Below are 26,513 nucleotides of genomic sequence, written 5' to 3' on the forward strand. Positions count from 1 at the left end.
CGCGCGAGCCCTTCCGGCACCCTCGGCGTGCGGTAACCGCCGACGGGTTCACCGGGGAGGTCGGGGCAGGTGGGGTACAGGCCGCACACCATGTGAACCAGCGGTCGCCGCCGGGTGCGTTACGAGGCCGGGCCGGTGACCACCGGCAGTTCCGAGGGCAGGCCCCACTCGCTCCAGGAGCCGTCGTACACGGCGGTGTCCCGGTAGCCGGCGACTTCGGCCGCCAGTGCCAGGACGCAGGCCGTGACGCCCGATCCGCAACTGAGGACGAGTCGGCGCCGGTCCCCCGCCGACGCGGAGAACAGGGCGCGCAGTTCCGCCGCCGGGCGCATGCGGCCCTGGTGCTGGGTGGCGCCGAAGGGCAGGTTGCGCGCGCCGGGCATGTGGCCGCCGCGCAGCCCCGGGCGGGGCTCGGGGGCCTCGCCCGTGAAGCGTTCCCGGGTACGGGCGTCGAGGACGGCCGTGCCCGGGTCGGCCAGGGCCGCCGTCACGCGGTCGGTGCCGACCAGCAGCCCCGGGCGGGGCCGGGCGGTGAAGTCGCCGCGCGGCCCGGTGTACCCGGGCTGCTCCGGCTCCACCGGCAGGCCGGCCGAGGTCCAGGCGGGGAGGCCGCCGTCGAGCACGGCGGCCCGGTCGAAGCCCATCGCCCGCAGCATCCACCAGGCGCGGGCGCTGGAGTAGATCCCGGCGGCGTCGTACACGACGACCGTGCTGGTGTCGTCGAGCCCGAGGGCGCGCAGTTCCTCGGTGAACGTCTCGGCGTCCGGCATGGTGTGGGGCAGCGGGCCGGTGTGGTCGGACAGCGTCCCGTCGATGTCGAAGGGCCGTGCCCCCGGGACGCGCAGCGGGGAGCCCCGGTGCGCGCCCACGGAGGCGTCGAAGACCACGAGCCCGGGCGTGCCGAGCCGCCGCGCGAGCCAGTCGGCGTCCACCAGCGGGCCGGGCGGCGGCGGGACATGGACGGGGCCGGGCGCGTCCCGCCCACTCGGCACACTCGGCGTGTACGGCGCACCCGGCGTGTCCCGCGTACTCACCGTGTGTCCTCCTCAGCCGCCCGCTCCTGGCCGCGTCATGCTAGCCGGACACGTGGTAGTGCCGTATCCGCCACCGGTCGCCGGTGTGCCGGGCGAGGACGGAGAGCCGTGCGGGGCGGTCCGGGCCGGTGGGCGGGGTGAAGAGGACGTCGGCGATGCCGCCGATGAGGTCGTCACCGGTCGCGTAGGCGTGCAGGACGGTCGCGCTCGCCCGCGTACCGGGCGGGACGTGCTCGTAGTACGTCCGCACGGCGTCCCGCCCGAGGAGCGGGGCCGGGGCGAAGCCCTGGAAAAGGGCGTCCTCGGTGAACAGGCGGGCGAGGTCGTCCGGGCGGGCGGCGTCGAAGTGGTGCTGCCACCGGGTGAGCAGGGCGGCGAGCACGGCCGCCGGGGCGGGGGTCACCGCCGGCCACCGGGCCGCTGCCCGCTCAGCAGGGCGGCGAGCAGCGCCGCCGGGGTGCGGGGGTCACCGCTTCCCGCCGTGCGGCCACCGAGGGCCGCCGGAGCCCGGCTCACCGCTTGCCGCCGTCGATGTCGAGTGTCGTGCCGGTGGTGAAGCCGTTTTCCATCAAGAAGGCGGCCGCGTGGGCGACTTCGTCAGCCGTACCGGGGCGTCCGACAGGCAACTGGCCGGCTATTTCCTGGCGATAGGCGCGGTGTTCCTCGGCGGTCATCAGATGGGCGTGCGTGTCAATGGGGCCGGGGGCGATCGCATTGACGCGGAGCGGGGCGAGTTCGCGTGCGAGGGATTTCACGGCCGCCTCGACCGCGCCGTTGACGGCGGCGAAGGCGAAGTATCCGGGATCGGCCTTCCGGTAGAGATATCCCGACACCAGGGTGAGCGAGCCGGTGGCCTTCGGCATGTGCGGCAGCGCGGCCTTGACGCAGCGGTACTGGCCCCACCACTTGACCTCGAAGAACCGCCGTACCGCCGCCTCGTCGAGGTCGTCGAACGGGGCGATCAGCGCGCCGGACGCGCAGGTCAGGAGGTGGTCGATGGTGCCCACCGAGTTCATGACGTCCTCGACCGCGGCCGGGTCGGTGACGTCCAGCGCGCGGTACTCGGCGCCGCCGCCGATCCGTTCCGCGTGCTGCTTCACGGTGTCCTCGGTGCGGTCCGTCAGGATGACGCGGGCGCCGCGCGCGGCGGCCAACTCGGCTGTGGCGAGACCGATTCCGCTGCCCGCGCCGGTGATGACGACGGTGCTGCCGGACAGTGACATGTCTGAGCCTTCCTTTGAATTCAATGCATGTTCCGCCCCCTGCCTCCAGCCTTCCACTTCACGACTTGATCTTCCTTTGAAAACACGGTGCATAATCGTGTCATGCACGATGACGCAAACGAGCTTGCAGGGGGCTGCTCGTGCGGGGGGACAGAGAACGCTCCGTGCGCCGAAGGCCTGAACCGCTATCGCAAAGCGGTGGCGAAAGGATGTATGCCGCTGGCGGGCGCGCCGCGCTGCCTGATCCGGCTCGGCCTGGTGACACCACCGCCCGACGACCCGGACGTACTGGTTCCGGTGGCGCCCACCGTGGCCTTGGCCGAACTGCTCCAGCCGATACGGCAGATCCTCGACTCCCACCAGGAGCGCGTCCAGGAGATCAGCTCCGGTTTCTCCGCGGTACAGGCGATGTACCGTGCCGCGCGGCGCGAGTCCCAGGACTGGCTCACGCTCATCGACGGCGAGAAGGTGGTGCAGGCCGCCCTCCAGCAGGCCGTGCGCGACTGCCGGTCCGAGCTGATGACCATCCAGCCGTCCGGCGAGCGCCACGCCTACGACCTGGCCGACCCCGACCTGGTCGCCGAGGGGGTCGTCCACCGGACGCTCTATCCGCACGCGGCGCGCACCAACCCCACCCTGTGGCGGCACGTGCAGACGATCGAACGCGCCGGCGCCCAGGTGCGCACCCTGCACCAGGTGCCCGACCGGATGGTGGTCTGCGACCGCACCACGGGCTACCTCGCCTATCGCGGCGGCTCCGGGCACCACGGCGCGGTCGAGATCAGGCACCCGGCCGTCGTGTCCTTCCTGGCCTGCGTCTTCGAGGACGCCTGGGAGCGGGCCACGCCGGTCTCGGCGCCGACGGCCCGCGCCCGCGAGCGGGGCATCGTCGACGAGGTGCAGCGCGCCGTGATGCGCCTGCTGGTGTCCGGGCTGACGGACGACGCCATCGCCCGGCGCCTGGGGGTGTCACGGCGTACGGTGGCGGGCCACGTGGCGGTCATCTCCCGTTCGCTGGGGTCGAAGTCGCGGGCGCAGCTCGGTTACCTCATCGCCCGTACCGGCGCGGTGTCGGCGGAGGAGCCGGACGCCGCCGCCTGAGGCCGGTGGCCGCGGGCCTGCCGTACGCCTCCGATGGCGGCGAGCGCGGCGGTGAGGCCGGCCGACCACAGGATCTGCGGGCGCGCGCCGGGGTCGGCGGCCATGAGCACGATGACGCCGGCGGTGCCCGCGATGGTGGCGAGCGTCACCCAGGGGTAGCCACGGGTACGGATGACCAGCGCGGCGGGGTCGTCGCGTTCCAGCATGGACCGCAGCCGCAGGTGGGAGGCGCCGACGGTGAGCCACATGAACAGCATCGCCCCGCCCATCGCCTGGGTGAGGAAGGGCAGTACGTGACCGGGCCGGGCCGCCTCGGCCACCACGGAGCAGACGGCCACCGCGGCGGACGCCAGCACCGCCCCGCGCGGCACTCCGCGCCGGCAGACGCCCCGCGCCACCGCCGGGGCGTCGCCGCGCCGGGCGAGCGAGAACAGCATGCGCGAGGTGCCGTACAGGTTGGCGTTGAGCGCGGACAGCAGCGCGACCAGGACGACGGCCTCCGTGACCCGGCCCGCGCCGGGGATGCCCAACTGGTCCAGCGCCGCGACGTACGGGCTCTGGCCGGGCCGCGCCACCGTCCAGGGCAGCAGCGTGACCAGGACGGCGACGGACCCCACGTAGAACAGCGCGATCCGCCAGATGGCGCCGCGCACCGCCCGCGCGACCGCCGGGCCCGGGTCGGCCGACTCGGCGGCCGCCATGGCGATGACCTCCATGCCGCCGAAGGCGAACACGACGACGAGCAGTCCCGCGACGATCCCCGTCGGGCCGTGCGGCGCGAATCCGCCGTGCTGGGTGAGGTGGGTGAGCCCCGGGGAGGTCCGGCCCGGCACCAGTCCGCACACCGCCGCCACGCCCAGCGCGATGAACGCCACCACGGCGGCCACCTTCAGGGACGCGAACCAGAACTCCGCCTCACCGAAGGAGCGCACCGAGGCCAGGTTGAGGGCGGTGAAGACGGCCAGCACCGCCAGGGCGGCCGCCCAGCGCGGCACGGCCGGGAGCCAGCCGTGCAGGATTCCGGCGGCGGCGAGCGCCTCGACGGCGATGGCGACGGCCGTGATCCACCAGTACAGCCAGCCGCTGGTGAACCCCGCCCAGCGGCCCAGCGCCCGGTCGGCGTAGACGGAGAAGGCGCCGGAGGCGGGGATGGCGGCGGCCAGTTCGCCGAGCATCCGCATGACGGCGAGGGCGAGCAGCGCGGCCAGCAGGTAGGAGACGAGGACGGCGGGCCCGGCGACGGCGAGGCCCTGTCCGGTGCCGACGAACAGGCCGGCGCCGATCACCCCGCCGAGGGCGAGCATGGTCAAGTGGCGTGGGCGGAGGCCTCTGTCGAGGTCCGGGTCGAGGTCGGCGGGCACGGTGTGCTCCTTCGTACGGGACGCCGGGCACGCACCCGTGCGGATGCGGTGCCCGGCGTCGGTGCCGTGGCGTGGCGTGGTGTCGTCAGGCGATGCGCTGGAGCGTCGCGGTGTGCAGCTCGCCGGCCCGGCCGCCGTCCGGCGTGGGGAAGGTCCAGTAGACGCTGACCGTGCCGGACTTCAGGTCCATGACGTGGGAGACGGTCGTGCCGGACTTCTCCACCCAGTTGACGTGGTACAGGCCGTCGCCGACCTGGTTGACCGCCAGCGACTCGTTCCCGGAGTTGCCCTTGAACGGGCCCTCGACGGCCTCCCAGTGCAGCTTGGTGCCGTCGGCGGAGTAGCTGTTGCGGAAGACGACGCCGTTGTCGAGGGAGATGCGGTAGGCGTGTCCGGCGAACGCCGGGATGGACGACTGGGCGGTGACGGCCCGGACGTGGGCGGCCGGGGCGGCGGACGGTGCGGCCGCCACGGCGGCCGGGGCGGCGGTGAGGGCGAGCAGGACGGCGGGGACGACGGCCCGGAGGGCGGTGTGCTTGCGCATGGTGAAGCGTTTCCTTTCGCTGTTCTGACAGGGATTACGTCGCTGACGGTGCGTCAGGCGTACTGGTAGAGCCGCCCGTGGTCGAGCATCTCCCGGGGCGTGATCCGCCACGGGTCCATCTGCTCGTCGAGCGAGACGACGCGGCCGTACTGGGCGTCGCCGCGCGGCAGGGGGCGGCTCGGTTCGTACTGCGGCCGGCCGGCGTGGCGTTCCTGCCAGCGCGACCACAGCAGGTCGATGAAGGTGTGGTGGAGCCAGAAGACCGGGTCGTTGGGCGAGCTGCCGCCGGTCATCTGGCCGCCCACCCAGGCGTGGACGCGGTTGTGCAGCTTCCAGCCGACGTCGGCGCCGAGCGTCCAGCCCTCCAGCCGGTTGCGGAAGCCGCCGGTGGTGACGGTCGAGTCGTACGGGTAGGCGTCGTACCGGGGATCGGCCAGGGCTTCCTCGACGTCGTCGGGGGTCGGCAGGGTCACGCCGTTGGCCCAGCCGCCGAAGTCCCGCATGAGGAAGGTGTCGTCGGTGACCTGGACGGTGATGGGCCAGTTCCCGGCGGCGTACGCGAAGGGCCCGTCCATGACCTGGTGGTCGCCCTCGCGGCCGTTCCCGCCGAGGAGGTCGGGCGTCCACGGGGCGGCGGCCGGCGCGTGGTCGCGGCTCCAGTCCCAGTAGGGCAGGGTGACGGAGTCGTCGACCTTGCGCAGCTCGTCCTCGAACGCGACGAGCATCTTGCGGTGCCAGGGCAGGAAGGAGGGCGCCATGTGGCCGTGGCGCTTGCCGCCCTCGCCGTCGGCGACGAAGTACTGGGCGTGCAGGCGTACGTACTCGTCGTAGACGCCCTTGCGCTTGACCGTGATCAGGGCGTCGACCAGCCGTTTGCGCTCGCTCGCGGTCAGGTCCTTGCAGTTCTTGCGTATGTGCACAGTGGTGGTCTCAGTGGTGGTGGATGTTCCCGGCCGCCAGTTGCGAGGCCGGGCCGAGCTGGTCGACGGCCGCCCTGGCGCAGTGCTGGGCGGTGGGGAACGACTCGTAGTGGTTGACGACGCTCAGGTACGAGCCGTCGGCGCGCCGCATGATGTGCAGCGGCCGTCCGTCGATCCGCACGTCGACCGGCGCGGCGGCGGTCCGCGCGGCGGCCGTGGAGGTCCGGAGGGCCACGGTGGCGGCGACCGGGGTGACTTCGATACGGCGGCCCTTGTAGACCTCCGTGAAGCCTTCGCCCTCCGGGGGAGCCGGAGTGGGCGCGGCGGCGGCCGTTCCCAGGCCGGCGATGACGGCGCCGCCTCCGACGAAGGCCGTCACGGCCGCCGTCTGCTTGAGGACGGTCCTGCGGCTGGGTGTGGTCAAAGGGGGTTCTCCTTGTCGTGCGGGAAGGCCGAGGGGGGTTACGCGGCGGCCGGGGACGCGGTACGGAGGTCCTGGACGATGGCGCCGACGATGTCGTCCGCGCGGTCCACCACCGACGGCATGCCCGAGGTGAAGAAGAGGGTGCCGCCCGAGATGTCGCCGATCGCGTAGAGCCGGCCCCGGGTCCGCCCGTCCGCCCGCAGCCGGGAGGTGTCCGGCTCGACGGTGACTCCGCCGGCCGGGTGGTACTCGGCGGCGCGGCCCTCGACCAGCGCCCCGATCAGGGCACCGGCTCCGGCCGGGACCCGGTGCGCGGGCGCCGCGACGGCGTTGATCACCGTGGACGTCTCGAACGAGCCGTCACGGGTGACGACGTGGAACCCGCCGCCGTCCATGGGCTTGACGCCGTCCAGTCCGGCGAGGACCCGCAGCCGGCCCGTCTCCGCGAGCCCGATGAGCGTGCGGGCGTTCTCGGGCGGCATCGGGCAGCACAGCGACATGATCGCCCGGTAGTGGTGCTCCCTGATGTACGCCTGGTCCTCGGGCCGCAGCCGCGTCCAGGCGTCCGGCCCGGACAGCGGGACGGCCTCCTGCATGACCCGCATACCGGTGTCGGCCGCGTCCCGCTGGGCGTACTGGCGGCGCAGCCGGTCCAGCGGGGGCTCGGTGTCGGCGGTGAGCAGCTCGTCCAGGACCGTGGCGTGGCCGGCGCCGTGGGCGTCGAGCTCCCGGGCCAGCAGCGTCAGCAGGGCGTCCAGGCCGAACGTCCCGCCGTGCTCGCGGGCGAGCCGGTCCAGCGCGGCCGGGGTGAAGTGCTGGATACGGGGGTGGACCGGGCGCTGCCGCACGGCCGGGAGGCAGCCGTTGCGGGACGCCATCGCGATGTCGCCGGTGTGGCCCTGGCGGGCCAGGGAGACGACCGCGTCGACGGCGGCGAGTCCGGTGCCGATCACCGTGACGGAGGCGGTGCGCGGGATGCGGGCGGTGGTCTCGCGCAGCGGGTAGGGGTCGGCGACGAACCCGGGCTCGCCGGCGAGGCGGTAGTGGTCGGCGGGGGTGCCGGGGCCGACGGCGCACACGACGTGGTCGAACCGGCGCGGGGTGCCGTCGGTGTCGGTCAGCTCCACGGCGTCGGGCAGTTCGCGGGCGCGGGCGACGGCCGTGCGCACGAGGTGGACGGTCCAGCCCCGGCGGCCCAGTGCGGCGACGGCCGCTTCGGCCGTGCTCTCCAGGTACGACCCGAAGACGTGGCGGGGCGGGAAGTGGCCCCGCTCGGACCAGTCACCCCCGCCGTACGGGAGCCGGTGGTCCGTCAGGTACTGCTGGAAGGCGCCGGGTCGGCCCTTGGTGGCGGACATCTCGTGCGGCGGGATGTTCACCAGGACCGAGTCCAGGTCGTGCTGGTAGGCGCGGCCGCGCCAGAGCCGGTCGGACGGCTCGAAGACGGTGACGGCTCCGGTGTGCGGCAGGGTGTCGTCGCGGGAGAGCCGGTCCAGGAGGGCGACGGCCGCCGCGCCGCCGCCGACGAGGGCGAGGTGGGGGCCCTGGGGATCAGGGGTGTGCTGTCTCATGGCAGGTGGGTGTGCTTCCGGGTCGGGTGGGTGTCGGACGCCCGCGGCCCCGGCCGGGCGGGCGGTCGGCGCCGCGGCTCTGGGCCGGCGGCCGGGTCACGCCGCGGTGGCCTCGGCCGGGCGGGCGGTGGGCGCCGTGGCCTCGGACGGCGCGCCGGGCGCGGGGCGGCGGGCGGCGAGGGCGAGCAGGGTCAGGCCGATGGCCGCCCACACCACCAGGACGGCGGCCGGGCGCAGGATGCCCGCGCCGTCGAACGCCCCGGCCGAGCGGATCAGTGACCCCGCCGCGCCCGGGGGCAGCAGTTGGCCGACGGTGCCGAGCGGTCCGGGCAGCAGCTCCGGTGCGGAGGCGATGCCCGACAGGGGGTTGCCGATCAGGAACATCACCACCGCTCCCCCGGCGATCCCGCCGGGTCCCACGAGGGAGCCGAGCCCGGCGATGAACCCGGTCATGCCCAGTTCCAGCAGGGCGATGACGGCCGCGTTGGTGAGGTACGAGCCGGGCAGGACGCCCGAGATCACGGTCAGCATCAGCGAGGACAGCGCCCCGGAGAGCACCGCGAAGGCGACCACCCCGGGCAGCCGCAGCCGGGGCACCGGCACCTTGAGGACGAACAGCAGGCCCGCGATGACGGACGTGACGACGAGCGGGAGGAAGCCCATGGTGATGCCCGTGCCGTGCGGGTCGGCGTCGGACGCGGGGACGACCTCCTTGACGAGGGCGCTGGTGCCGGTCAGCTCGGCGAGCCGGCCGGTGAGCGCGGAGGCGACCGCCGGGGAGGCGGCGGAGGCGAGGTGCAGCTCCCAGCCCTTGCCGTCGCCGGCGGCGACGAACGCGCCGTACGCCTCGCGGTCCTTGAGCATCGCGTCGGCGTCGGCCGCGCTGCTCGCGGTCTTCAGCTCGAAGGCGGCGCCCGGTCCGGTGCGTTCGAGGAGGGTGGTGAGTTCCTTGGCCCGGGCCGGTTCGGCGGCGATGGCCACCGGGATGTCGCGGGGCTCGCTGCGCGAGGCGGTCCAGGAGAACCAGCCGCCGATGAGGAACTGGACGACCGCGACGATGGCGACGATCTTGACCGCTTCGACGCGTGCGCCGGCGGGGTGATGACTCTTCATGGTCGCTCGGCCCCTACTCGGCGAGGAGGTCGGGCTGTTCGGCGGTGATCTCGTCCCACATGACCTCGAAGGAGAACCGGCCGAGCTGCTCGTCGCCGAAGCCGTCGCGGGCGGCCAGCGCCTGCTCGTGGCTCATCGGCCTGGGTGTGCCGGCGGCGAGGGCCAGCAACTGCACCTGGGCGCAGCCCTCGTAGGTGAAGAACCAGTGCACGGCCTCCTCCAGGCTGCCGCCGACGGTGAGCAGGCCGTGGTGGCGCAGCAGCAGGGCGCGCTTGTCGCCGAGGCGGGCGGCGATGTCCTCGCCGTGCTCGATGCCGATGGCGGGGCCGTCGTAGTCGCCGTAGAACACCTGGTTCTCGTAGAAGGCGCAGGACTCCTGGTCGAGCGGCTCCAGTACGCGCTCCAGGGCGCCGAGGGCCCGGGCGTGGATGGTGTGGCCGTGGGCGATCGCCTCGGCGCCGGGACGCTCGTGGATCTTGGAGTGGATGGTGAAGGCGGACGGGTTCACCTTGCCGGTGCCCTCGACGACCCGGCCGGTGGCGTCGACGCAGATCAGGTCCTTGACCGTGACCTGGTTGAAGGAGAGGCCGAAGGGGTTGACCCAGAAGCGGTCGTGGTGCTCGGGGTCACGTACCGATATATGGCCAGAAATCCCCTCAGCGAAGCCGGCCTTGCCGAACAGCCGCATCGCGGCGGCGAGCCGGCGCTTGCGGTGCCGCCGCTCGTCGGCGACCGAGGCGAACTCGGCCACGGCGGGGATGGGCAGACCGGTGGCGGTGTCGGCCAGGTAGTTGTCACGGAGGTCGGTCGTCACGTGTGTGCCCTCTTGTGGTCGGTGGCGGGCGGACGGGGTGATCTTGGCACGCGACACCGTCACCGAAGAGGGCAAAAGGGGCACTTGAAGCTTGCACAATGCCGCAATGCACGGATGTGCATGCTTAATCGTGCGAAACCACCCTTTGCCGGAAAGGGTGGTTCCGCAGGCCCGGTCGCGTCAGCCGGCCGGGGTGTGGTGCCAGGCGTCGGCCTCGGTGAAGGTCACGCCGGTGTCCAGGACGGTGTCCTGGAGGGAGCCCTTGGTCTCTGTCACCAGGTAGAGGTGGCGGTGGCCGTCGGAGGTCTCCCGCACGATGGCCCAATCCGGGTTGTAGGCGCCCAGCGGGGTCGGAACGCGGAACCAGGACGGCAGTTGGGCGTAGAGGACGACGCCGTCGTCCTTCTCCATGTCCTCGACGAAACGCCGCTCGGTGTCGAGGTAGCCGTGGAGCTCCCCCTCCTCGAAGAGTTCCTGGGCGTAGAAGTCGCTGTCCGCCGGCCGTACGTACTTCACGCCGTCGACCAGCATCCGGCGCTTGGCGGACGTGATCACCTCGGCCACGAGGTCGATGAACTCCTGGGGATTGACACGGAACTCGGCGAGGCGGCCGCTCTCGGACAGGATGCGCCGGACGGTGCGCCGGGTGAGCCGGGTGCGCTCGACGAGCTCGCCGAGGATGTCGGGGAGCGGGATGTCGCCCTGGTCTGCGTGGACGGGTGACGAGGTGCTCTCCCCCGTCGTGGCCAGGCCGGCCTCGGTGATGACCACCTGGGCCTTGCGCCAGCGCATGCGCGCCGGGGCGACCGGACGCGCCGCGCGGACGCCCCGTACGCACTCCGCGACCAGTTGCTCGACGTCGAAGTCGACCCGGTACGTGGTGCGGTGCCTGATCCGCTCCCACAACTCCCGGAACGCCTCGCTCCCGAAGACCTGCTCGCCCACCTTGACCGTGCGCTTCTCGTCCCGGTTGGTGACCTTCAGACCCCGGGCACGCCTGGTGAGCAGCTCGGCGACCTGGGCGGTGAGGGGCTCGAACCCGGGCGGCAGGGCGAAGGTGTCCTCGGCCACGGCCCGCGACAGGGCCTCGGCGTCGATCCTGCCCGTCGCCTGGACGTAGCCCTCCGCCCGGAGGTGCGCGAAGAGGCGCTGGGAGGCCTCGAAACCGAGCGGGACGGCGGGGTCGCCGGGGGACGGCAGGCCGGCGAACCGGTGCGCCTCGACGACGCCGAAGCGGATCTTGTCGTGCTTCTCCAGCTCGGTCTGGAGCCCGGCCGCGAACTGTTCGTAGCTCTCGGACGCGATCACCGTGAGGGTGTTGACGTCGAAGCCCTGCACCCGGTGGCCGTCCTTGTCGACGGCGAGGCGCAGGCCGCGGCCGATGGTCTGGCGGCGCTGGCGTTCGGTACCCATGTCACGGAGGCTGCAGATCTGGAACACATTGGGGTTGTCCCAGCCCTCGCGCAGCGCCGAGTGGGAGAAGATGAACTTCAGCGGCTCATCCGGGCTCAGCAGCCGCTCCTTGTCCCGCATGATCAGGTCGTACGCCCGCTGCGCGTCCGCGCCGTCCTGGCCGCGTCCCTCGCTGATGTCCTTCCAGGTGCCCTTCTTGTCGCGGGCGAAGTAGCCGTCGTGCACGGCGGCGGCCTCGGACGCGAGGTCGGCCTCCCCCAGCAGGGTGGAGTAGCGGGAGTGGTTCCTGAGCCGCTCGTACTCCTCCTCGAAGATGCGCGCGTAGTCGCCCTTGACGGGCTTTCCGTCGTCGCCGTACGTCCGGTAGCGGTCGACGCGGTCGACGAAGAAGAGGCTGAGCACCTTGATGCCCTTGGGGCGCAGCCGCACTTCCTTGTCGAGGTGCTCCCGGATCGTCCGGCGGATCATCTGCCGGGCCTTCTCCAGCCGGGGGATGTCGCCGTGGGACTCGCCGATGCCGAGGCGGACGCTGACGCCCCCGCCGCGCAGGTGCAGGAACTCCTGCCCCTTGGTCCTGTTGATCTCGCCGATCCGGAGCCCCTCGTAGATGCCCCGGCCGGTGACCGCGTCGAGCAGGTCGCCGTCGCGGACGACGACGCCGGCCCGCCGTACGCCGCCGCTCTTGGTGGCGATGTCCACTTCGACGGTGGCGGACAGGTCGTTCTTCCGGGTGCTCACGGCTTCGAGCCGGACGTAGGGGCGGCTGTGCGCGTTCTCGACGGAACCGCCGGCGACCTCGATCTGCTTGACCAGACCCGCTTGGTAGGCGTCGATGGCGTCGAGCTTGTAGACCATGTCGTACGCGTCGGCGTGCGTGGCCGAGTACCGCAGGGTGAACAGCGGGTGCATCGCGGCCAGGGCTTCCCTGCCCTTGCCGCTGAGGCCTCCGTCGACGCTCTGCGGCTCGTCGACGACCAGGATGGGCCGCGTCTGCCGGATCAGGTCGATCGGGGCGTCGCCGCCGGTCTTCTCGCTCGGCTGGTAGATGAGGGCAGTGTCCTTCTTGTTGATCGCCGCCACCGTGGTGATCATCACCTCGATGCCGGTGCTGTACGCGAAGTTCCGCACCTCCCCGAGCCGGCCGGAGTCGTACATGAAGTAGGTGAGCGGCGTCCCGTCGTAGAGGGCCTTGAAGTGCTCCTCCATGATCTGGAGGGACTTGTTGACGCCTTCCTTGATCGCGACCGAGGGGACGACGATCACGAACTTGGTGAACCCGTAGTGCTTGTTCAGCTCGTAGATGGTCCGCAGGTAGACGTACGTCTTGCCGGTGCCCGTCTCCATCTCGACGGTGAAGTTCAGGTCGTCCGGGTCGGGGTCGGCGGAGGGCGCGAGGCCGCCGCGGAGCTGGACCGCGCGGAGATTCTCGCCGAGCTGCCCGGGCAGCAGGGTCAGCCTGTTGGCGAGCCCTTGCGCGGGGGTGAACACCTGCCCGTGGAAGAGGTCGCGGACCGCTTCGATCGCCTTGACCTGGTGGTCCAGCCCGGCGTTGAAGTGGAGTCTGAGGTGGGTCATGTCCGCTCCCGGCGCCTACAGGCTCTTGACGATGGCGAAGTCGTACTGGTCGAGGATCGCCGTCATGTTCGCCTTGGCCACGTCGTCCCGGAAGGCGGTGTCCTTGAAGTACACGGACACCTCGCCCACCGGGTCCAGTTCCTTGCGCCAGTCGGCGATCCCGTGCGCGACGGCCTCGACGCGGTGCCTGCTGATGGCGTCGGCGGGGGGCAGGCAGGCGAACAGCAGCCCGTGACCGGTGCTGTGGACGGCGATACCGCCGAAGGTACGGGTCTCGACCGGGAGGGAGAGGTCCAGGCCGCGGCTGAGGAGGAGTTCGTAGAGCACGTCCTCCTCGGTCCGGCCGTCCACGATGTTGTCGACGAGCTCCAGGGTCTGCTGCTCGGCGTCCTGGCGGCCGGTGTCCCAGCGGGCGATGCCGGATTCGCCGAGCGCGAAGGAACGGAAGCCACGGTCGGGCGCGCCGGGTACGGCGGCGGCCGCCGCGCGCAGCCGGGCGCGGGTGACGTCGGCGACTGTCGGGTGGTCGTCGTAGCCGGTGCGCTCGGGGATCTGGACCAGGATGTAGCGCCGGTTGCCGCCGTCCTCGGCGTTGGCCTGGAGGACGGCGTCGCCGGTGGTGCCGGAGCCGGCGAAGAAGTCCAGGACGATGTCCTCGGTGTCCGGCCTGGTCGCGAGGGTCAGGATGCGGCGGATGAGCCGAGTCGGCTTGGGGGTGTCGAAGACGCTGTCGGAGGACGCGAACGTCACCCGCTCCAGCAGCTCGCGCTTGGCGTCCTGGTTGTGGCCGACTTCCGTGTAGGGCCAGAAGGTCTGGGGGATGCGGCCCTGCTTGACCTCGGACAGGAAGCGCTTGACGGCGGGGCTGTTGTTTCCGTCCCTGCCCCACCAGATGCGGTTGTCCGCCTCCATCTCCCGCATCGTCTGCTCGGAATACCGCCAGTACGTCCCGGGCGGCGGTCCTTCGATGACGCGCCCGCCGGGCGTGGTGATGGGGTAGGTGCCCTTGCTGTAGTAATTGCGGGCGGTGAAGTTGTCGGCCTTCCAGGGTCCTCGCGGGTCGTTGTCGGGGTTCTTGTACGCGGCGTTCTGCTCGTCCGTGCGCGGCAGCAGTCCCGGTGTCCAGGCGTCGGCGTCCCGCGCGTAGACGAGGATGTAGTCGTGGTCCTCGGAGAAGTGGCGGGCGCTGTTCTTGGGGGAGTAGACCTTCTGCCAGATCACGGAGGCGATGAAGTTCTCCGGGCCGAAGATCTCGTCCATGACGGCCCGCAGGTTGTGCACCTCGTGGTCGTCGATCGAGACGAAGACGACGCCGTCCTCCCGCAGCAGGTTGCGGGCCAGGAACAGGCGCGGGTACATCATGTCCAGCCAGGCGCTGTGGTAGCGGCCCGAGGTCTCGGCGTTGGTGCTGCGCCGGGCGCCCTCATCGTCCAACTGGCCGGTGAGCCGGAGGTAGTTGCGCACGCCGTCCTGGAAACTGTCCGGGTAGATGAAGTCCCGGCCGGTGTTGTAGGGCGGGTCGATGCAGATGAGCTTGACCTGGTTGGCGTAGCTCTTCTGGAGGAGCTTGAGGACTTCGAGGTTGTCGCCCTCGATCATCACATTGTTGGTGGTGTCCCAGTCGACGCTGTCGGCGGGCCGGGGCAGGAGGGTTCCGCTGCTGCGCAGCCGGGCCACTTCCGCCGCCCGCCTCTTTCCGTGCCAGGTGAGTCCGAACTTCTCCCGGCTTTCGGACACCGCCGCGCCCAGGAGTTCCCTGAGGACGTCGAAATCGAGACCGTCCTCGCAGAAGGCGCTGGGGAACAGCTTCCTCATCTGTTCGACGTTCTCGCCGACCAGGTCCATCGACCTGGTCTCGGGGTCACCCGACCGCACCCGCCGCATCGACACCGTGTCGTCCGCCATTCCTGTCACTCACAACTCCTGGCGCGGCTCGCGCGGTTCCGCACGCTGTCGGCCCGCCGTTGACGAGGCGTCAAAACTAGCAGCGCGCGTGCCGCCGGTGGGCGGCGCGGAGCGGGTGCGTGGGGGGTTGGGAAGGAGGCCGTCCGATCGGGGCGGCCCGCCTCCCGGGACGCCCTTGGGGCGTGGGGAGTGGGGGGTTGTGGGGCTCAGCCCTGGCCGGCCTCGAGGAGCTCGGACTGGGCCAGCAGGTAGGCCAGGTGGGCCCGGCTGCGGCCGCCGAGGAGGTCGGAGGCCTTCTTGATGTGGGTGGAGACGGTACGCGGGCTGACGCCCAGCCGGCTGGCGATCGCCGCGTCGGTGTAGCCCTCGACCATCAGGCGCAGCACGGCGCGACGGGTCTCGTCCGTCATGAGCGGGGGGCGGACGTACTCCTGGGTGATGCTGACGGCTTCGCCCCGCGCCCAGGCGTGTTCGAAGACCTTGGCGAGGTAGTGCACTATCGCTGGGTGGTCGATGGCCAGGGCGGCGGTTCTGAGCTCGTGGCGCGGATCCGGTATGAAGGCCGTCGTGCGGTCGTAGATGATCAGGCGGTCGAACACCTCGTTGAGCGTGCGGAATTGGGCACCGGAGGCGGTGGCCTGCTCGATGTAGGCGAGGGTGGGGCCGTGGGCGCGCACGGTGTGCTGGTAGAGGGTGCGCTGCTTGACGCCGCGCCGGTGCATGGCGAGGACGCGGGAGAGCGAGCGGGCGAGCGAGGCCGGGTCGCGGCGGCCGCCGGGCTGGCAGGTCAGCAGTTCCTCACGGCAGTTGTCGGCGGCCTGCTCCAGTGCGGCGCGTATGACGTCCTCTCCCTGGAGCAGTCGTACGGGGGCGGTGGAGACGGCCTGCCGGGTGGCGGAGTAGACGTCCTCGGCCGATGCGATCGAGTCACTGATGGCCGCCAGGGTTTGCTGGTGCGCGAGCATGGCGCGCTCGACGGGGCGGGTGAGTTCCCGCCCGGCTATGTCCGGGGGGACGGCCGCCAGCAGTGTGGGGGTTTCGGCCAATGGCCGTAGAAGGCCCAGCCGGAGCAGACATTCGGGCACATCGCCCGATATCGGACCATGCGCCAGCGCACGACGGTAGATCTCCAGGCCACGATCACAGAGCCTGACGACGTTCGAATGCGGGGCTAAGTCCGAGTTCCTGCACATTTGACACTCCTTCCGATTCTTGCATTGCGTGATCATGATGCTACTGAACGACCCTTTCCTGTAGTGCGGTGCGGCATATTTCTGAGGGCGGAAGGGCCAAGGGGCCTTTCAGCCAGGGGAGGGATTGTGAACCGCACGAGAGAGGCCGGGCGCCTGTTCGGGCTTCCGGCTCTGGCACTGCTCCTCGGGCTCTTCACGTACTGCGTGGAGGGCGGAAGCGAGGCATCCATTTCCGCCACGAACCGGGTCGTGGCGTTGACGGAAGACGACGAATGGGGTCCCTGACCCCAGCGCGGCACCGGATTGCCGACAGGGCGTCAGATTTCTGGGAGATGAATTCGGGGAGTCGTTGATTCACCCGAATCGAGGGGGCTCTTCTTGATGAGTACGGACAAGAACGGGGAAACGGTCGGCATCCTCCTCGCGGGGGGCCGGGGCGAGCGGGCGAAGCCCATCACGCTCAAGTCCCCGGACCACATCCGCAGCAAGGCGCTGATCCCGTTCGCCGGGCGCCGCCTCGTGGAGTGGGTGGTCGACGCCTGCCGCGAGCAGGGCATCCGCCGCTTCTACGTGGTGACCCACGGCCTGGAGAACCGTACCCAGATCAAGCTCCTGCTCGGCCACGGTGAGCGCTACGGCGTCGACATCACCTACTCGCGCTCCCGCTTCGACCGGTACAACGTCGGCTCGGCCGGCGCCACCCTGCACAACCTCGAACAGTGGGACGTGCAGGGCCGCGCCCTGGTGCTCCCCGTCGACTCCCTCTTCGACTTCGACCTGGGGGCGATGGAGGCGGCGCACGCCGAGCGCGGCGCCCTGGTGACCGTGGCCGCCGTGCGGCGCACGGCCGACGAGATCGCCGGCAAGTACGGGGTCATGCGCACCGACGAGGGCGGCCTGGTCCAGGGCTTCGTCGAGAAACCGGACCGGGCCCGGCTCGGGGAGCTGTTCCCGCGCACGGCGGTGGACCCGGGGGTCACCCTGCCCACCAACGCGGGGATGTACCTGGTGGACTGCGCCCGGCTGCGGCTGCTCGCCCGGGAACCGGAACTCTTCCGGCAGAGCTACCAGCGGCTCGACTGGGGCCAGGACCTGCTGCCGTGGCTGGCGGCCCGCGGGCTGCCGGTGGCGGCCCACTCCATCGGGCGGCTCGGTGACCTGGGCAACGTACCGGACTACCTGCACACCCTGGGGCTCGTGCTCGACGGCGCGTACGAGCAGATGAACCGGCTGATGAGGCTCCCCGACGTCGCCTCACCGCGCTGCTGGATCCATGAGAGCAGCCTGCGGACCAAGGACGACGTCACCGGCACCACCCTCGCCCAGAAGATCGACGAGGGCTCGGTGGTGATCGGACCGGGGGTCAGGATCGGCCGCGAAGTGGAGATCGGACCCGGCGTGCGGCTGGATCACGCGGACATCGGCGACGGGGCCGAGGTCCGCGAGGGCGCCGCCGTGGTCCGGTCGGCCGTCGGAGAGTCCGCCGTCGTCGGCGCGTACGCCGAGATTGAGGACTCCTACATAGGACCCATGGCCGAGGTCTGCTCGGAGCGGACCCGGCCGGCACGGCTCGAACGTTTCTCGGCCATCGGCGACGGCGCCATGCTCTGGCCGGGATCACGGTTCTGCGGGGTGAGCGTCTACCCGCGGCTCAGGGTGCCCGCGATGACCGGGGTGCCCGCGGAAACGGAACTCAAGAGCGCCGACGACATCCTCAACTGGGTGTAGCGGCGGCGGATCACTCCTGGAGGGGACCATGCGGAGTCCCATTGCGGTTATCGGAGGGGCGGGCCGGCTGGGCAGTCTGGTCACCCGCCGCCTGCTTCAAGAGGGCACCCGGGTACGGGTGGTGAGCCGGCATCCGGAACGCGGCCGGCTGCCGCTCGGAGTGGAGGAGCACCGCGCCGACGTGCGGTACGCCGACTCGCTGGCCACCGCGCTGCGCGGCTGCGCGGGCGTGGTGTTCAGCGTCGAGCCGGGCACGGCCGACTCGGGCCCCGACAGCCCCGAGACGACCATGTACGACGGGGTGCGCAATGTGCTGGCCGCGGCCACCGAGCACGGTGAGCGGCCGCACTTCGTGCTGGTCAGCCAGATCTTCGTGACCCGGCGCGAACACCCCATGAACGCCTACGGAAGGCTGCTGGACTGGCGGCTGCGCGGCGAGGACGCCGTACGCGAGTCGGGGCTGCCGTACACGGTCGTACGCCCGAGCTGGCTGACGGACGACGGCTTCGCGGGCAACCGGGTGCGCCTGGAGCAGGGCGACCGGGGCGACGGCTGGGTGTCACGGACGGCGGTCGCCGAGGCGTGCGTCCAGGCGCTCAACTCGCCGGCCGCCGTGGGCCGCACCTTCGAGATGTACAACGAGCTGGGCGAGACGCCCACCGACTGGGCCCCGCTGTTCGCCCGGCTCAGCGCCGACCGGCAGCTCGAACGCAGCCGGTAGCCACCGGCCGGTTTCCGGGGACCCACCGAGACCGACGTGGGCGGGCCGGCCCCATCCCCCGCCCCCGTCATCACCCCCGTCGCCATCGTCCCCCGAGGCGACGGGGCCGGACCCGGGGCCGGTGAGGCGTGCGGAGTGCCGTTCCCCACCACCGCCGCGCACCGGCCCCGGAGTCCGCTTCCGGTATTTCACACCCGGGTTCGCTTCCGGCTGTCCGAATTACAGAAAAAAACCGGCTGGCCGATTTGCTCCGGACAAACGTAGACTTCTGTGGAGAGAGCTGGGTACGGTCGTGGAACAAGACCTGAATATGCCCGAGGATAATTCCCCCGCGATATTCACCGAGTTCCTCACGCGGACACTCGCTTCCATTCCCAGGAGCGACCAGCGCCGCTGGGGCGAGTTGTATGTGCGGGGCCTTCTCTCGGTCGACGGAAAGAAGACCATGCGGGCCCTCGCCAGCAATGCGGGCGGTGGCGTCGAACAGAGCCTTTACCAATTCATCACGAAGTCGCCGTGGGACTGCGTCCCGGTGCGGCGGGAAATGGCGCGCCACCTCCACCAGCACGCCGAGCCACGCGCCTGGGTGGTGCGGCCGCTGGTGATCACCAAGGTGGGACAGCACTCCGTCGGCGTGGAGCGGCAGTTCGTGGCCCAGTTGGGCCGGATCGTCAACTGCCAGCAGGGCATGGGCCTGTGGCTCGCGTCCGACCAGCTCAGCAGCCCCGTCGACTGGTGGCTGGCGCTGCCCGAGTGCTGGACGGAGGAGCCCGAGATGCGACGGCGTGCCTCCATCCCGGAGCACGTCGGGTCCTGCCCGCCGGAGCAGTGCGCCATCGGCTCGGTGGCCCGGCTGACCGACGAGTGGGGCATGCCCGCCCGGCCCGTGGTGATGGACCTGCGCGACACCGGTCCCCACCCCGTCTGCGCCGAACTGGCGGAACGCCAGATCCCGTTCGTCGTACGGGTCGATCCGGCCAAGTCCCACACGGCCGTCGAGCCGCTGCGGCCCGCCGGCCGGAGCGCCACCGGTGCCCCGGGCGCCGGGCCGGCGGCCGCCCCGGACGGCGGCCTGGCGGGGGCGCTGAGCCGCAACCGGATGCCCGTGGAGTGGCTCGACCACCGCACCGGCGTGGTGCGCGCCACCTCCGTCGGCTCCGCCCGCGTGCGCCTGCGCTCCCCGGGCGGCGGCCGGGCGGACCGGCAGGACCTGGTCCTGCTCGGGGCGTGGGGCAAGCCCGGGCGGCGGGCGCCGAGCGAGTACTGGCTGTCCAACCTGTCCCGGCCCCGGCTCGGGACCGTCTACCGCACCGCGATGCTCAGCCGGCGCGTGGAGCGCGACCAGGCGGAGGTGAGCGACCGGCTCGGCCTGCGCGACTTCGAGGGGCGCTCGTTCCGCGGCTGGCACCACCACATGACCATGGTGTCCCTCGCGCACGCGATCACCATGCTGTCCCGGGCGGACCGAGGTCCCCTCCCGGAGTCCTCCGTCCCCCGCAGCGCGAAGGTGTCCGCCGCATGACCGTCTCCCCCGATGTGACCGAATCCGACCGGATAGCCGCCGACCTGCACCGCCTGCTGCCCGACTGGCTGGCCCGGCAACGCTGGTTCGGCGGCAAGGACTGGGCGGCGCCGGACGTGGAGCCCGTCCTGGTCGAGACCCTGTGCGCGGCCGGCCCCTGGCTGCTGCTGGTCGTCGTGCGCACCGAGCACGACGAGTGGTACCAGCTCCTCGTCGGGGTGCGCGAGACCGTGCCGGCGGAGCTGGCCGACGCGGTCATCGGGCCGAGCGGCGGCGCGCTGCTGTACGAGGCGACCGGCGACCCCGAGCTGATGGGGCGGCTGCTCGCGCGGATCGCGGCGGGCGGGGCGACCGGCCTGGTGGAGTTCCACCGCACGCCCGGCGCGGACATCCCGGCCGGGCTGCGCGCGGCGGTGCTCACGGCCGAACAGTCCAACACGTCCATCGCGTTCGGCGGCCGGATGATGCTGAAGGTGCTGCGCCGGGTGGTGCCGGGACCCAACGCCGAGGTGGAGATGCTCGCCGCCCTCCGGCGCGCGGGCGACGTGCCGAGCGCGGCGCCGCTCGGCTGGGTGCGGACGTCTCCGTCGGCGCCCGGCGGGGAGATCACGCTCGGCATCCTCCAGGAGTTCGTGCCCAACCGGGGCGACGGCTGGGCCATCGCCGTCGAGGAGGCCCGCGCCTGTGTCGTCGGCGAGTGCGAGAGCGTCGCCCCGCTCGGCGGCTTCGCCGAGGAGGCGCACGGGCTCGGCCGCGCCACCGCACGGGTGCACGCGGCGCTCGCGGAGCAGTTGGAGACCCGGGAGCTGGGCCCGGCGCAGGTCGACGGCCTGGTGGGCGTGCTGACCGGGCGGCTGGAGGCGGCGCTGGACCAGGTGCCGTCCCTGCTGCCGTTCGCCCGGCAGTTGCGGGCCGTGCACCAGGACCTCGGGGAGGTCGCCAAGCGCGGCAACGCGCCGCTGCTGGTCCAGCGCATCCACGGCGACCTGCACCTGGGGCAGACGCTGCGCGCGGAGGACGGCTGGGTGGTGATCGACTTCGAGGGCGAGCCGGGGCAGCCGGAGGCGGAGCGTCGGCGGCTCCAGCCCGCGCTGCGCGACATCGCCTCGATGCTGCGGTCCTTCGACTACGCCGCCCACCACGCGCTCGCCGCCGTCCTGGGCGTACCGCCGGGCGAGCAGTCGCCGCAGAACGTGCACGGCACGCGCCTGGCCCGCCGCGCCTCGGCGTGGGCGGTGCACAACCGGCGTGCGTTCTGCGCGGGTTACACGGCCGCGGGCGGTGCCGACCCGCGCAGCCAGCCGGTGCTGCTGCGGGCCTTCGAGGCCGACAAGGCCGTGTACGAGGCGGTGTACGAGGCCCACAACCGCCCCGAGTGGCTCTCCATCCCGATGACCGCGGTGCGCCGACTGGCGGTCCGGCAACGCCCGGCGGGGTGAGCGCCGTGACGGGATCACCGGACCCGGTGGACGCCGCCGTCGTCGGCGGTGGGCCCGCCGGGCTGTCGGGGGCGATCTACCTGGCCCGGTACAACCGCCGGGTACTGGTCTTCGACACCGGTCACGGGCGCTCCACCCACCACCAGGTGAACCACAACTACCTGGGCTTCCCCGACGGCATCGCCACCGTGGACCTCCGCCGACTGGCCGTGGAGCAGCTCTCCCGGTACGAGAACGCGCGCGTCGTCCACCACCTGGTCACCGCCGTCGAGGGCGACGCGGAGCGCGGGTTCACGCTGCGCTCCCAGGGGCACCACTGGCGGGCGCGCGCCGTGCTGCTGGCGACCGGGGTGCTGGACCACTTCCCGCACTTCCCGGGCTGGCGCTCGTACGTGGGCCGGTCGATGTTCTGGTGCATCACCTGCGACGGGTACGAGAACCGGGGCCGCGACATCCTCGTCGTGGGCCACACCGACGCCGCCGCCGGCGAGGCCATGCAGCTCCACGCCCTGACCGACCGGGTGCGGCTGCTGACCAACAGCCACCGTGACGACATCAGCGAAACGTTCCGGCGCAGACTCGCCGGCGCCGGTATCGAGGTGATCCACGACCGGATCAAGGAGGCGGAGGGCGAGGACGGGCAATTGCGCGCCATCGTCACCCGGGGCGGGCTGCGGCTCGGGCTCGACGCGCTGTTCTCCATCCAGGGCGCCACCCCCGAGACCGCGCTCGCCCGTGCCCTCGGCGTACGCCTCAACGACGCCGGCTACATCGCGGTCGACTCCGAGCAGAAGACGTCCGTGTCCGGCGTGTACGCGGCCGGGGACGTCACCTCCCTGCATTCCCACCAGGTGGCCGCGGCCGTGCACGAAGGCGCGCAGGCGGCGTCCGCCGCGCATTACTTCCTCCATCCGCCGGAGCTCAAAGCCGACTGATCGCACTTCAGTTCAGGAAGTCGGCGGAGGTTCTTTGCCCCCTGCACGGACGGCCGCCAATGATTTCCATGCCGAGCCATGCCGCGTCGCGGGGCCGAAAAGGAGAGTTCCCAATGATTCATCAGTTCATTCTGGCGGCACCCAAGCCGGGAATGACCGCCCAGGAGTTCCAGGACTACTGGGTGGACGTCCACGCGGTGAAGTACGCCGCGAAAATCCCGCAGATCCGCAAGTACCTGGTGGACACCCGGATCGAGACCGGCGCCGACCTCGGTACGCCGGCCCTGCCCCACCAGGGCATCGCCGAGATCTGGCTGGCCAACGGCGAGGAGCAGCTCGCGTCGCTCCAGACCGAGGAGTTCCTCCAGGGCGCCCGGCTCGACGAGCCCAACTGGGCGGCCTTCTGGCAGACGATCGTCGTCGACACCACCGCGTACGAGGTCATCCCCGGTCCCGCGCTCGCCAAGGGCCAGGACTGGGTCAAGCTCACCGTCCTGATGAAGCGCCGCCCGGGCCTGGGCCTGGAGGAGTACCGCAAGCGGACGCTCGGCGCGTACGCCTCCGTCGTCGGCGCCACGCCGGGCCTGCGCCGCTACCTGCACGCGCACACCGTGGACGGCGCCTACGTCTTCGGCGAGGCCGGCTTCGACAGCGTCGAGCAGCTCTGGTTCGACGACGTGGACGCGCTGAAGGAGGCGCTGCGCTCGCCGTACTTCACCGGCCAGGTCGCCGCCGCCCGCGACGAGGTCGCCGACCCGAAGTACGTGTTCTCCCTCGCCGTGAAGGAGAACTGGATCATCGGCCCCGAGCCGCGCTGAACGGCCCCGCCGCTGATCCGCCCACCGATTACCGAAGGAGCAGGCGTGGCCAGAAGGAACGCCAAGAAGATCCTCGTGATTCTGTCGGAGTACGGCTACTGGGGCGAGGAGCTCGTCGGGCCGCTGCACCACTTCGACCAGCGCGGTTACGAGGTCGTGTTCGCCACCCCCACCGGCAGGCAGCCGCACGCGCTGCCGCCGAGCATGGACCCCACGTACATCGACCCGCCGCTGGGCAAGTCGGTGACCTCCGAGGAGGTCGCGAAGCTCACCCGGCGGATCGACGAGTCGGACCGCCTGGCCGACCCGATCGACATCTCCTCCTGGGTGCCCGAGCGCCCCTACACCGCCGACGAGGACTACCTCCGCAAGCTGGAGGCCTACCACCGGGCCGTCGACGTGGTCGCCGGGGAGCTGGAGGAGTACGACGCGCTGCTGATCGTCGGCGGCTCCGGCCCGATCGTGGACCTGGCCAACAACGAGCGGGTGCACCAGATCATCCTGGCCTTCCTGCGCGCCGACAAGCCGATCGCCGCCGAGTGCTACGGCGTCGCCCCGCTCGCCTTCGCCCGCGACTGGGAGGACCGCAAGTCGATCATCTGGGGCAAGCACGTCACCGGCCACTGCAAGGAGTACGACTACAAGGACGGGACCGGGTTCCTCGGCACCGATTTCGTCATGGGGCCGCCGCCGTACCCGCTGGAGTACATCCTGCGTGACGCCACGGGCCCCGACGGCCGCTATCACGGCAATTTCGGCAAGGAAACGTCGGTGATCGTGGACTACCCGTTCATCACCGGGCGTTCGACGCCGGACTCGTATCTCACCGGCGAAAAGGTCGTCGAGGTTCTCGAGGACGGGCTGCGCCGCTTCGGCTGGTAACCGTCGGAAAAATCCCGAACGAGAGAAGGAAGACATGGCCAGGCAGGGCAACGCGGCGATCATCGAGCAGTTCCTCGCCGATGGAATTCCCTATATGTTCGGCAATCCAGGAACGGTCGAGCAGGGATTCCTGGACGCGCTGGAGGAGTACGAGGACCTCCAGTACATCCTGACCCTGCAGGAGACGGTCGCCGCCGGCATCGCGGACGGGTACGCCCGGGCCACCGGCCGCCCGGCGCTGCTCCAACTGCACAGTGGCGTCGGTCTCGGCAACGCGGTGGGCATGCTCTACCAGGCCAAGCGCGGCCACTCGCCGCTCGTCGTGATCGCCGGCGAGGCCGGGGTCAGGTACGACGCGATGGACGCGCAGATGGCGGCCGATCTGGTCGCCATGGCGGAGCCCGTCACCAAGTACGCGACCCGGGTCACCGACCCGAACTCGGTGCTGCGGGTGCTGCGGCGGGCCATGAAGATGGCGATGACGCCACCGCGCGGCCCGGTCTTCGTCTCTCTTCCGATGGACGTCCTGGACGCGGTCAACACCGAGCCGGTCGTCCCGAGCACGTTCCTGGAGACCCGGGCGCTGCCGGTGCCCTCGCTGGTGGAGCAGGCGGCGCGGCTGCTGGCCGGCGCCGAGAGGCCGATCGTCCTGGTGGGTGACGGCGTCTCGGCGTCCGGCGGGCAGGCGGAGCTGGTGCGGGTGGCCGAGCAGTTGGGCGCCGACGTGTGGGGCGTGGACTTCTCCGAGGTCAACCTGGACGCCCGGCACCCGCTCTACCGGGGCCAGTTGGGCCATATGTTCGGCGAGGTCAGCCGGGCGGCGGTGAAGGACGCGGACGCGGTGCTGATCGTCGGCACGTACGTCTTCCCCGAGGTCTTCCCGGTCCTGGACAACCCGTTCCGCCAGGACGCCAAGATCGTCCACATCGATCTGGACGGCTACGAGATCGCCAAGAACCACCCGGTCACCCTCGGCCTGGTCGCCGACCCCAAGGCCACGCTCGCCGCCCTCGCCACCGAGCTGGACGGCCGGCTGTCGGCGGAGGCCCGGGCGCTGGCGTCGGGGCGGCTGGAGTCGCGGCGCCGTGAGCAGCCCGCCGGGCCGGAGGACGACGGTTCGCTGCTGCACCACTTCCTGCGCGAGCTGGCCGGGCAGGCGCCGGAAGACCTGATGGTCTTCGACGAGGCGCTGACGGCGGCCGGGCCGCTGAACGCCCACCTGCCGGGCCGGCTGCCGGGGCACTGGTTCTCGACGCGCGGCGGATCACTGGGCGTCGGCATCCCGGGCGCCCTGGGCCTCAAGCTCGCGCACCCGGACAAGACGGTGATCGGCTTCACCGGCGACGGCGGCTCGATGTACACCATCCAGGCGCTGTACACCGCCGTCCGGCACTCCATCGGCGCCAAGTTCGTGATCTGCAACAACCGCAGCTACAAGCTGCTCGACCTGAACATCGAGCAGTACTGGCGGGAGCGGGACATCCCCGAGCACGCCCACCCGACGCCCTTCGACCTGTCCCACCCCGACCTCGGCTTCAGCCAGATCGCCCAGGGGTTCGGCGTCGACGCGCTGCGGGTCGACGACCACGAGCAGGTGGCGTACGCGGTCAAGCGGATGCTCGCCGACGACAAGCCGTTCCTGATCGACCTGCGGACCACTGAAGGGGGAAACCGTGCCTGACGTTCCGGCACGCGACGGTGTGCTCACCGGGCGGAGGATCGCCATCCTCGCGGAGAGCGACTTCTACGAGCCCGAGATCGCCTACTACCAGCGCCGGTTCGCCGAGGAGGGCGCCCGGGTCGACTTCCTCACCCGGCTGTGGGGCAACAAGTCGATCACCTTCACCGGCCACGAGTACCGGGCGCCGCTGACGGTGACGCGCAGCCTGGAGGACCTGGACGACCGGCGGCTGCGCGAGTACGGCGCGCTGATCGTGCCGTCCGGCATGGTCGCGGACCGGCTGCGCTACACCGAGGACATCGAGCGGCTCGCGCCGGCCACCGACCTGCTGCGCCGGGCGTTCGCCCGGTCGGGCGTGGTCAAGGGGATCATCTGCCACGGCATGTGGCTGGCCTCGTCCATCCCGTACGTCGTGCGCGGCCGCAAGGTGGTCTGCCACAACAACCTCATCGGCGACGTCCGCAACATGGGCGCCAACTACGTGGACCAGGACGTCGTCGTGGACGGGGACCTGGTGACCGCGCGGACGGGCGACCACTGCCATCTGTTCGCCAGGACCATCATCGACGAGCTCGTGCTGCGAGGGGCGTGAAAGC

At 71.6% G+C, this 26,513-nt stretch carries 23 protein-coding genes; 10 read left to right on the top strand and 13 right to left on the bottom strand.

The annotated features are described in order from the left end of the window. Positions 1 to 119: 119 nt before the first annotated feature. The 3 genes from AB0J57_RS09185 to AB0J57_RS09195 all read right to left on the bottom strand — a co-directional run bounded on the left by AB0J57_RS09185 (position 120) and on the right by AB0J57_RS09195 (position 2,257). The gene (locus AB0J57_RS09185; protein WP_366127818.1) at positions 120 to 992 is read right to left on the bottom strand and encodes a sulfurtransferase; all 873 of its coding nucleotides are present in this window, start codon (positions 990 to 992) and stop codon (positions 120 to 122) included. 82 nt (positions 993 to 1,074) lie between these two features. Further along, a complete protein-coding gene (locus tag AB0J57_RS09190; protein ID WP_366127395.1) occupies positions 1,075 to 1,437 on the bottom strand; it encodes an SgcJ/EcaC family oxidoreductase in 363 nt (120 codons plus the stop codon). Between the two features lie 109 nt (positions 1,438 to 1,546). Then, on the bottom strand, positions 1,547 to 2,257 hold the full coding sequence (locus tag AB0J57_RS09195; RefSeq protein WP_366127396.1) for an SDR family oxidoreductase: 711 nt from the start codon (positions 2,255 to 2,257) through the stop codon (positions 1,547 to 1,549). A 213-nt stretch (positions 2,258 to 2,470) separates the two neighbouring features. Here AB0J57_RS09195 and AB0J57_RS09200 point away from each other — a divergent pair, with 213 nt between their 5' ends. Beyond that, positions 2,471 to 3,358 carry a LuxR C-terminal-related transcriptional regulator gene (locus tag AB0J57_RS09200; RefSeq protein ID WP_366127397.1) on the top strand — a complete coding sequence of 296 codons (888 nt, stop codon included), beginning with the start codon at positions 2,471 to 2,473 and terminating at the stop codon, positions 3,356 to 3,358. Here AB0J57_RS09200 and AB0J57_RS09205 read toward each other — a convergent pair. The 10 genes from AB0J57_RS09205 to AB0J57_RS09250 form a co-directional block, all read right to left on the bottom strand. After that, positions 3,301 to 4,719, bottom strand: a complete 1,419-nt coding sequence (locus tag AB0J57_RS09205; RefSeq protein ID WP_366127398.1) for an amino acid permease — start codon at positions 4,717 to 4,719, stop codon at positions 3,301 to 3,303. The genes AB0J57_RS09200 and AB0J57_RS09205 overlap by 58 nt on opposite strands. 85 nt (positions 4,720 to 4,804) lie before the next feature. Then, entirely contained in the window at positions 4,805 to 5,263 is a 459-nt protein-coding gene (locus tag AB0J57_RS09210) for a MoaF N-terminal domain-containing protein (RefSeq protein WP_366127399.1), read from the bottom strand. Positions 5,264 to 5,316: 53 nt separating this feature from the next. Next, positions 5,317 to 6,183, bottom strand: a complete 867-nt coding sequence (locus tag AB0J57_RS09215) for a tyrosinase family protein (protein ID WP_366127400.1) — start codon at positions 6,181 to 6,183, stop codon at positions 5,317 to 5,319. 10 nt (positions 6,184 to 6,193) lie between these two features. Next, positions 6,194 to 6,607 (bottom strand): tyrosinase family oxidase copper chaperone, encoded by a 414-nt coding sequence (locus AB0J57_RS09220; RefSeq protein WP_366127401.1) that lies wholly within the window; start codon positions 6,605 to 6,607, stop codon positions 6,194 to 6,196. 38 nt (positions 6,608 to 6,645) lie between these two features. Continuing rightward, positions 6,646 to 8,178, bottom strand: a complete 1,533-nt coding sequence (locus tag AB0J57_RS09225) for an FAD/NAD(P)-binding protein (RefSeq protein WP_366127402.1) — start codon at positions 8,176 to 8,178, stop codon at positions 6,646 to 6,648. Positions 8,179 to 8,274: 96 nt separating this feature from the next. Beyond that, complete coding sequence (locus tag AB0J57_RS09230; protein ID WP_366127404.1) at positions 8,275 to 9,291, bottom strand: ABC transporter permease; 1,017 nt, start codon at positions 9,289 to 9,291, stop codon at positions 8,275 to 8,277. A gap of 13 nt (positions 9,292 to 9,304) precedes the next feature. Continuing rightward, positions 9,305 to 10,105 carry a class II aldolase/adducin family protein gene (locus AB0J57_RS09235; protein WP_366127405.1) on the bottom strand — a complete coding sequence of 267 codons (801 nt, stop codon included), beginning with the start codon at positions 10,103 to 10,105 and terminating at the stop codon, positions 9,305 to 9,307. Between the two features lie 180 nt (positions 10,106 to 10,285). Then, the gene (locus AB0J57_RS09240) at positions 10,286 to 13,093 is read right to left on the bottom strand and encodes a DEAD/DEAH box helicase family protein (protein ID WP_366127407.1); all 2,808 of its coding nucleotides are present in this window, start codon (positions 13,091 to 13,093) and stop codon (positions 10,286 to 10,288) included. Positions 13,094 to 13,108: 15 nt separating this feature from the next. After that, a complete protein-coding gene (locus tag AB0J57_RS09245; protein ID WP_366127819.1) occupies positions 13,109 to 14,998 on the bottom strand; it encodes a site-specific DNA-methyltransferase in 1,890 nt (629 codons plus the stop codon). A 206-nt stretch (positions 14,999 to 15,204) separates the two neighbouring features. Next, positions 15,205 to 16,044 carry a LuxR C-terminal-related transcriptional regulator gene (locus AB0J57_RS09250; RefSeq protein WP_366127408.1) on the bottom strand — a complete coding sequence of 280 codons (840 nt, stop codon included), beginning with the start codon at positions 16,042 to 16,044 and terminating at the stop codon, positions 15,205 to 15,207. A gap of 528 nt (positions 16,045 to 16,572) precedes the next feature. Here AB0J57_RS09250 and AB0J57_RS09255 point away from each other — a divergent pair. From AB0J57_RS09255 to AB0J57_RS09295, 9 genes are all read left to right on the top strand, one after another. Beyond that, the gene (locus AB0J57_RS09255) at positions 16,573 to 17,919 is read left to right on the top strand and encodes an NDP-sugar synthase (protein WP_366127409.1); all 1,347 of its coding nucleotides are present in this window, start codon (positions 16,573 to 16,575) and stop codon (positions 17,917 to 17,919) included. Positions 17,920 to 17,947: 28 nt separating this feature from the next. Continuing rightward, positions 17,948 to 18,640 (top strand): SDR family oxidoreductase, encoded by a 693-nt coding sequence (locus tag AB0J57_RS09260; RefSeq protein ID WP_366127410.1) that lies wholly within the window; start codon positions 17,948 to 17,950, stop codon positions 18,638 to 18,640. Positions 18,641 to 18,950: 310 nt separating this feature from the next. Next, the gene (locus AB0J57_RS09265; RefSeq protein WP_366127411.1) at positions 18,951 to 20,162 is read left to right on the top strand and encodes a transposase; all 1,212 of its coding nucleotides are present in this window, start codon (positions 18,951 to 18,953) and stop codon (positions 20,160 to 20,162) included. Next, entirely contained in the window at positions 20,159 to 21,601 is a 1,443-nt protein-coding gene (locus AB0J57_RS09270) for a maltokinase (protein WP_366127412.1), read from the top strand. The genes AB0J57_RS09265 and AB0J57_RS09270 overlap by 4 nt, the downstream gene beginning before the upstream one ends. A 5-nt stretch (positions 21,602 to 21,606) precedes the next feature. Next, positions 21,607 to 22,536, top strand: a complete 930-nt coding sequence (locus AB0J57_RS09275; RefSeq protein WP_366127413.1) for an NAD(P)/FAD-dependent oxidoreductase — start codon at positions 21,607 to 21,609, stop codon at positions 22,534 to 22,536. 113 nt (positions 22,537 to 22,649) lie between these two features. After that, positions 22,650 to 23,354, top strand: a complete 705-nt coding sequence (locus AB0J57_RS09280) for an EthD domain-containing protein (protein ID WP_366127414.1) — start codon at positions 22,650 to 22,652, stop codon at positions 23,352 to 23,354. A gap of 45 nt (positions 23,355 to 23,399) precedes the next feature. Continuing rightward, the gene (locus AB0J57_RS09285; RefSeq protein WP_366127415.1) at positions 23,400 to 24,236 is read left to right on the top strand and encodes a type 1 glutamine amidotransferase domain-containing protein; all 837 of its coding nucleotides are present in this window, start codon (positions 23,400 to 23,402) and stop codon (positions 24,234 to 24,236) included. A gap of 34 nt (positions 24,237 to 24,270) precedes the next feature. Next, a complete protein-coding gene (locus tag AB0J57_RS09290) occupies positions 24,271 to 25,917 on the top strand; it encodes a thiamine pyrophosphate-binding protein (protein ID WP_366127416.1) in 1,647 nt (548 codons plus the stop codon). Further along, positions 25,910 to 26,509, top strand: coding sequence for a DJ-1/PfpI family protein (locus tag AB0J57_RS09295; protein WP_366127417.1), 600 nt, complete (start codon positions 25,910 to 25,912; stop codon positions 26,507 to 26,509). The genes AB0J57_RS09290 and AB0J57_RS09295 overlap by 8 nt, the downstream gene beginning before the upstream one ends. Positions 26,510 to 26,513: the final 4 nt, after the last annotated feature.

Source organism: Streptomyces sp. NPDC049837 (genome assembly GCF_040674455.1).
Classification (GTDB): Bacteria; Actinomycetota; Actinomycetes; order Streptomycetales; family Streptomycetaceae; genus Streptomyces.